Origin of the sequence: Bradyrhizobium sp. SHOUNA76 (assembly GCF_023006445.1) — a bacterium.
GTDB lineage: Bacteria > Pseudomonadota > Alphaproteobacteria > Rhizobiales > Xanthobacteraceae > Bradyrhizobium.
In genome coordinates this window covers 1-6,129 of sequence record NZ_JALBHA010000403.1, presented here as the reverse complement: position 1 = coordinate 6,129, position 6,129 = coordinate 1, and the positions used below count along the sequence as shown (strand labels likewise).

Annotated in this window: 7 protein-coding genes; 5 read left to right on the top strand and 2 right to left on the bottom strand. The window is 64.4% G+C overall.

Annotated elements, in window-relative coordinates; translation table 11 throughout:
- Positions 1-267: 267 nt before the first annotated feature.
- Positions 268-492 (bottom strand): hypothetical protein, encoded by a 225-nt coding sequence (locus MOV74_RS28950; RefSeq protein WP_246930056.1) that lies wholly within the window; start codon positions 490-492, stop codon positions 268-270.
- 268 nt (positions 493-760) lie between these two features.
- On the opposite strand from MOV74_RS28950, the gene MOV74_RS28945 reads away from it, so the two are divergent.
- From MOV74_RS28945 to MOV74_RS28935, 3 genes are all read left to right on the top strand, one after another.
- On the top strand, positions 761-1,717 hold the full coding sequence (locus MOV74_RS28945) for an N-carbamoyl-D-amino-acid hydrolase (RefSeq protein WP_246930055.1): 957 nt from the start codon (positions 761-763) through the stop codon (positions 1,715-1,717).
- 1,465 nt (positions 1,718-3,182) lie between these two features.
- Positions 3,183-3,602, top strand: a complete 420-nt coding sequence (locus MOV74_RS28940; RefSeq protein WP_246930053.1) for a DUF4118 domain-containing protein — start codon at positions 3,183-3,185, stop codon at positions 3,600-3,602.
- A 150-nt stretch (positions 3,603-3,752) separates the two neighbouring features.
- Positions 3,753-3,962, top strand: a complete 210-nt coding sequence (locus MOV74_RS28935; RefSeq protein ID WP_246930052.1) for a hypothetical protein — start codon at positions 3,753-3,755, stop codon at positions 3,960-3,962.
- A gap of 14 nt (positions 3,963-3,976) precedes the next feature.
- Here MOV74_RS28935 and MOV74_RS28930 read toward each other — a convergent pair whose 3' ends face one another.
- Positions 3,977-5,209 (bottom strand): class I SAM-dependent methyltransferase, encoded by a 1,233-nt coding sequence (locus tag MOV74_RS28930; protein WP_246930051.1) that lies wholly within the window; start codon positions 5,207-5,209, stop codon positions 3,977-3,979.
- A 161-nt stretch (positions 5,210-5,370) separates the two neighbouring features.
- On the opposite strand from MOV74_RS28930, the gene rfbC reads away from it, so the two are divergent.
- Together rfbC and MOV74_RS28920 are read left to right on the top strand one after the other, a co-directional pair.
- Positions 5,371-5,895: a dTDP-4-dehydrorhamnose 3,5-epimerase gene (gene rfbC, locus MOV74_RS28925; RefSeq protein ID WP_246930050.1), complete on the top strand. Its 525-nt coding sequence runs from the start codon at positions 5,371-5,373 to the stop codon at positions 5,893-5,895.
- Positions 5,892-6,129: NAD-dependent epimerase/dehydratase family protein (locus MOV74_RS28920; protein ID WP_246930049.1), on the top strand; the 238-nt coding region annotated here is incomplete at its 3' end. The genes rfbC and MOV74_RS28920, both read left to right, overlap by 4 nt.

Below are 6,129 nucleotides of genomic sequence, written 5' to 3'. Positions count from 1 at the left end.
AGGGCGAAGGCCGCCGTCGCGCACAGGACCAGCGTGGACACCGCGCCGGCGACGCCGCGCGCGAGATGGGTTCGCGTCAGATGCCTGGTCATGATCTTGCTCCATGCTCTCATGGAAATGGCGGGCGGTGCGGCTTGGTTCCTCGCACACACCAATCGTCGCGTCCGCAGGATGGGTAGAGCCCTTGCGAAACCCATCACCTACCTTCCCTCGACAGGCGCGATGGGTTTCGCTTCGCTCGACCCATCCTGCGCGCGCGAGCGCCGGCTACTTCCGCAGCAGCTCGCTCAAGGCCGCCGTCGCCTCGGCGCAGCGGATGTCGTCGATCTCGCGCGACAGGCTGAGCGCGCTCGCTCTCAGCTCTTCGAGCGTCCAGCTATCCGGATGCTGGTTTTCGAGCTGACCGAGGCGCTTGTTCAGATCGTCCAGTTTCGATTGGAGCTGCCCGATGCTGGCGTCCCCATTCACTTTCCAAACGCGTTGTGCGCGCATCGTCGTTCCCCTGATCGTCTCACGGCCTTGTGAGAGCGGTTCGTGGCCGGAATGGGAGTTTGTTTTGTCCGGCTTCAGACGGTGGGGAACCGTTGCATATTCGCAACTAAGTTCCGGATCTTTCGCGCGCGGTCGCGCCAGCCCACATGATGTTACCCACAGGCACGGAATTTGATTGTGTCTCGTCATGACGATGGGCGAACCGGCCTGTGCGCGCGGTGCGCCGCTCGATAGGCTCACGCCCGACGCATACATGAAGGAATGACGCGTGGCGAGATTTGTGACTGTCGCAGCCGGCCAGCTTGGCCCGATCGCGAGGACCGCGACCAGGACCGAGGTGGTGGCCCGGCTGATGGCCTTGATGCGCGAGGCGAAGGCTTGCGGCTGCGACCTGATCGTCTATCCCGAGCTCGCGCTGACGACGTTTTTTCCGCGCTGGTATTTTGAGGATCAGGCCGAGATCGACAGCTTCTTCGAGCGCGAGATGCCGGGCGCCGAGACGCAAGCGCTGTTCGATCTGGCGCGCGAGCTCGGGATCGGCTTTTGCCTCGGCTATGCCGAGCTGACGGTCGAGGCCGGAATTGTCAGGCGCTACAACACGTCCATTCTCGTCGACCAAAGCGGCACGATCACCTTGAAGTATCGCAAGGTCCATCTGCCCGGCCATGCCGAGCACGAGCCGTGGCGCAAATTTCAGCATCTGGAAAAGCGCTATTTCGAGCCCGGCAGCGGCTTCGATGTCGCCAGCGCCTTCGGCGGCGTGATGGGCATGGCGATCTGCAATGACCGCCGCTGGAGCGAGACCTATCGGGTGATGGGCCTGCAGGGCGTCGAGATGGTGATGATCGGCTACAACACGCCGGTGCACAATCCGCCCGCACCCGAGCATGACGATCTCTCGCTATTCCATAACCATCTGGTGATGCAGGCCGGCGCCTATCAGAACGGCACTTTCGTGGTCGGCGTCGCCAAGGCCGGCCTCGAGGAAGGCGTCGACCACATCGGCGGCAGCTGCATCATCGCGCCCTCCGGCGAGATCATCGCGCGATGCGCGACCAAGGGCGACGAGATCGCGCTGGCGCGTTGCGACCTCGATCTCTGCAATTCCTACAAGCGCACCACCTTCAATTTCGACGTCCACCGCCAGCCCCAGACCTATGGGCTGATCGTGGAGCGGAAGGGGGTGACGACAATGGCGGACGGGGCGGCGGTAAAGAGGGAGTGAGGCTCTCATCCGGCTACGGCTCCATCACCGTCACCCTGAGGCGCTCGCCTCTTCGGCGAGCCTCGAAGGGCGACGGCCCGGCTGCATCGGGGCCGTTCATCCTTCGCGAGGCTCCCCATGGGACGCGTTGCGTCCCATGGGGAGCTCCTCAGGATGACGGGACGGGCGTCGCTCTGTGTCGCCTCTCTGTCAATCCACCCGCGCAAAAATATTCCACTTTACCGAAATTCGGTTTTGTCGTATGTGTCGCTCATCCCGGCTCACCAAGAGGGGCGATCTTGTGTCGTCACGCATCGCGAGCCGGGCTTGCGGTGGACGCGGCAGCGTCGGCACGAGAGGCGCGGGCAGGGCGGGTAGTCCCTGTGAGCCCTCGGCTTCGTGCAGACGAGCGGCGCTGCTAGGTTCGTCTCGCCTGTAAGTTTCCGGCTTTGTCGACAGGGCTGGAAAAACTGCGGCGAAATGGCGGGCCGTGCGTACGGCAAAACCGTGTGGTCCTGGCCGTCGTTGCCACGGTCAAGCTCTTGCGGAGATGCGAGCGAGCCCAACCGGGCAGACTGCATCATCCAATTCGCGGGGCGAGGGAGGCCAAAGGAAAGTTCGGCTCCCGGGAGATCACGGCATAAGCCGTCCGACCATCGCGCAGGGAAGGCCGAGTGTTCGGCACCACCTGTATGCTGCTGTGCGGTCTTCTTGCGCTACATTTCGCGCAGCAGACCGCGGGTGCGAGCTGGCACCCGGCCTTCCCTGTGCCCTCTTGGATTTGAGGGTGGCGAGATGAAGCAAAGCTCGGGCGAATTAAGTCGCGAGGCTGCGAAGGCGTGTCTGCGATTCGATCTGCCTGCCACAAACCCGATCTCGTAGCGTGGGCAAAGCGCAGCGTGCCCACGCATCTATCGCCGCATCTGAAAGGTCGTGGGCACGGCGCTATGCGCCTTTGCCCACCCTACGGCATCGCAGCCGGGATGTGGACTGGAGTATCGCGATGCCGCCTCATCCTCCGTCATTGCGAGGAGCCCTTGCAACGAAGCAATCCAGAATATCTCCGCGGAAAGACTCTGGATTGCTTCCTCCTTCGCCGAGGCTTCGGCGGACAAGTCGCTTCGCTCGCAATGACGATGTGGAGAGGGTGCGCGCTTCACTCCGCTCTCGTGCCCCGGACGCAGCGCATCGTCCCCCCGGCGATGCGAAGCATCGTCCGGTGCAGCGGTGCGCTGCAGAGCCGGGGCCCATCTCGCCGCATCGTGCCGTGTCGCCTTCCGGGTCCCGGCTCTGCGCCGCAACGCGCTATGCGCGTTGCAGCTTGTCCGGGACAAGAGCATGCCAGCTAGTGTCCCTGTCTCCGCAATTGTGCGATGCGGTTCGTTTACCAATCCCCTGGGGATGCGATTTCCATCTCGCGGTTTGCTTGCAGTTGTAGTACTTTCGTCTCAAGCGGGCCCGGTTAACGGGCGGCAGGGGGAGGCTGATGAGGCGTGCGGGGCTGTTTGGCGTACCGCGGGTACGGCCATGGTCGTGGCAGGCGTTTCTGCTCGGATGCGTCGTTGTCGCCGTGTCGGCTGTGCTTCAGGGCATCTGCGTCGCGCTCGGCGCAAAGCTCTATTTTGCAGCGTTCCTGCCCGGCCTGTTCGTGCTCGGCATCGTCGCGGGCACGCCGGCGGCGGGGGTTGCCGCGTTGTTCACCATCCCACTGGTGTGGTGGGCGTTCATTCCGCCCTTTTTCGAGTTCAACGCCCTGTCCAACGCAAATACCGATTCCATCAACCTGTTCTGCCTGCTCGCCGTGCTGCTGATCGGCCTTGCCGATCTCTGCCGCGAGACGATGCGGATGATCAGCCGCGGTGGGCTGAAGCCCCCGGGCGAGGGCGCGGCAACGAATCCGCAATAAATCGCTCTCGAAATCGTCCCGGTGTGACGCTGCGCGTTGCGTGCGCGCAACAGTCCGGCAACCATCCGCGAGCTTGTCGTGCGCCGCTAACTTTTCGAAAAAGATTTGGCCGCAATTTCTCCCGCGGGAATGACGAGGGAGTTTTCGGACATGAACGGCCAAATCAATGGTCACGCCATCCTGGAGAACGTGCGCCGCTACCGCGGCATCGCATCGCTCTATCGCCAGACGGCTGCATTCCGCCCGGGCCAGAGCTGGTCGCTGCTGGAGCAGGCGCAGGATTGGGAAGCGCGGGCGCTGTCGGAGCTGGAAACCTATTTCGCGTTGCGCGCGGATTACACGGCTCCGATCGCCGCCTGATCGTTAACCATGGCTCACGGTATGATCGTGAGATCGGGCGCGGGCACCACGAATTGTCCGCCCCAGGCCCGAACCTCCGCCAGCTGGGCGATGATCTCGTCCTTGAGATTCCAGGGCAGGATGAAGACGTAATCGGGTCTGCCCGCGATCAGGGCGGCGGGATCGCGGATCGGCAGATGCGTTCCCGGAAGCAGCAGGCCCTGCTTGTGCGGATTGCGGTCCACGGTGAAGGCAATCAGCTCGCGCGTGATGCCGCAATAATTGAGCAGCGTGTTGCCCTTCGCGGGCGCGCCATAGGCCAGCACCGACTTGCCCGCGCGCCGCGCCGCGATGAGAAAGTCGCGGATCGTCTCGCGCTTGGCCGCCACCTTCGCCTGAAAATCACTGTAGGTCGCGGGCCGGTCGAGCCTTGCGACGGCCTCACGCTGACGCAATCTCTCGAGCGCGGGCGAGGGGCTGTGAGGCGCAGCTTCGGTGCAAACGTGCAGACGCAGCGAGCCGCCATGGGTCGGCAATTCATCCACATCGAAAACGCGCAAGGCATGCGCGCGAAAAACCGTCTCGAGGGTCGCGAGCGAGAAGTACGACAGATGCTCGTGATAGATCGTGTCGAACTGGATGCCTTCGATCAGGTGCAGCAGATGCGGAAGCTCCAGCGTCGCGCGGCCGGTGTCGGGCAGGAGAATGCGCAGCCCCGCGACGAAATCGTTGATATCAGGGACGTGCGGCAGCACGTTGTTGGCAACGATCAGCTCGGGCCTGTGGCCTTCGTCGCGCAGCGCGGTCGCGGCATCGCGGCCGAAATAGCTGGTCCGGGTCGGGATGCCCTTGGCGATGGCGGCCGCTGCAGGGCCGCTGGCCGGCTCAATCCCGAGCGCGCGGATGCCGGCGCGCTGAAAATACTGCAGCAGATATCCGTCATTGCTGGCGATCTCGATCACCTCGGACGCCGTACCGAGCTTGGCGCGGGCGATCATGTCTGCGGCATAGCGCTCCGCATGACGCAGCCAGCTTTCGGAATAGGACGAATAGTAGAGATACTGGTCGAAGATGTTGGCCGCAGGCGCGAATTGCGGAAGCTGCACCAGCCCGCAGGCGCGACAGCCGCGGGCGTGCAACGGATGGGCCGGTTCGGTCGCGTCAGCCTGCTCCGGCGGCACGAAGGAATTCGCCAGAGGCGACAGGCCGAGATCGACGAAGGTCTCGTCGAGCTCCCGCGCGCAAAAGCGGCATCGATGCCTGTCCATGAATGGATCGTCCCGTTGTGCCGTCGTGCCGCGGCTGTTAGTGAATTCTCACAAGCCACGGAAATTCCGCCAACGTTGCGCATGATGCAACCCAAAAGGCGTTTCGGTGAACGGATGTTCGCAACGGCGGCGTGCGCAGCATTGCGGTGCGGGGGCCTGAGATGAAGTTCACTCCATTGGCTCTGGCAGGCGTGGTCGAAATCGGCATCGAACCGGAGATCGACGCGCGCGGATTCTTCGCCCGGCTGTTCGACACCGAGGCGTTCGCGGCGCAGGGCCTGCCGACGCATTTCGCGCAACACAGCCTGTCCCGCAACGAACGCGCCGGCACCCTGCGGGGCCTGCACTACCAGGCCGGCCGGCCGGAGGCCAAGCTGGTGCGGTGCGTTGCCGGCCGCGCCTTCGACGTGATCGTCGATTTGCGCCGGTCGCTGCCGAGCTATGGACAATGGTGTTCGGTCGAGCTCGCCGCCGACCGCGGCAATGCCGTGTTCATCCCCGCCGGATGCGCGCACGGCTTCCAGACGCTCGTCGAGGCGACCGAGCTGATGTATTGCATCGATGTGCCCTATGACGCGCAAGGCGCCTCCGGCATTCGCTGGGACGATCCGTCGCTGGCGATCGCCTGGCCGCTGCCTGATCCGATCCTGTCCGCGCGCGACCGCGCGCTGCCGCATCTCGCATGAAACGGGTCCTGGTCACGGGCGCGTCAGGATTCCTCGGCCGTGCGCTGTTGCCCGCGCTGGTCGGTCGGGGCTTCGAGGTCCATGGCATCGCGCGCTCAGCTCAAGCGGCGGTGGCCGGTGTGACGTGGCACGCGGCTGATCTGCTGACCGAAGCCGGCCGCAGGCTCGCGCTCTCTGCGGCGCGTCCGACGCACCTGGTTCATCTCGCCTGGGAAGCCCGGCCGGGCCGCTACC

Bases quoted from the DNA above. Each gene is read 5' to 3' on its own strand.
- MOV74_RS28950 (WP_246930056.1), bottom strand. From the start codon at position 492: ATGCGCGCACAACGCGTTTGGAAAGTGAATGGGGACGCCAGCATCGGG.
- MOV74_RS28940 (WP_246930053.1), top strand. From the start codon at position 3,183: ATGAGGCGTGCGGGGCTGTTTGGCGTACCGCGGGTACGGCCATGGTCG.
- MOV74_RS28935 (WP_246930052.1), top strand. From the start codon at position 3,753: ATGAACGGCCAAATCAATGGTCACGCCATCCTGGAGAACGTGCGCCGC.
- MOV74_RS28930 (WP_246930051.1), bottom strand. From the start codon at position 5,209: ATGGACAGGCATCGATGCCGCTTTTGCGCGCGGGAGCTCGACGAGACC.
- rfbC (WP_246930050.1), top strand. From the start codon at position 5,371: ATGAAGTTCACTCCATTGGCTCTGGCAGGCGTGGTCGAAATCGGCATC.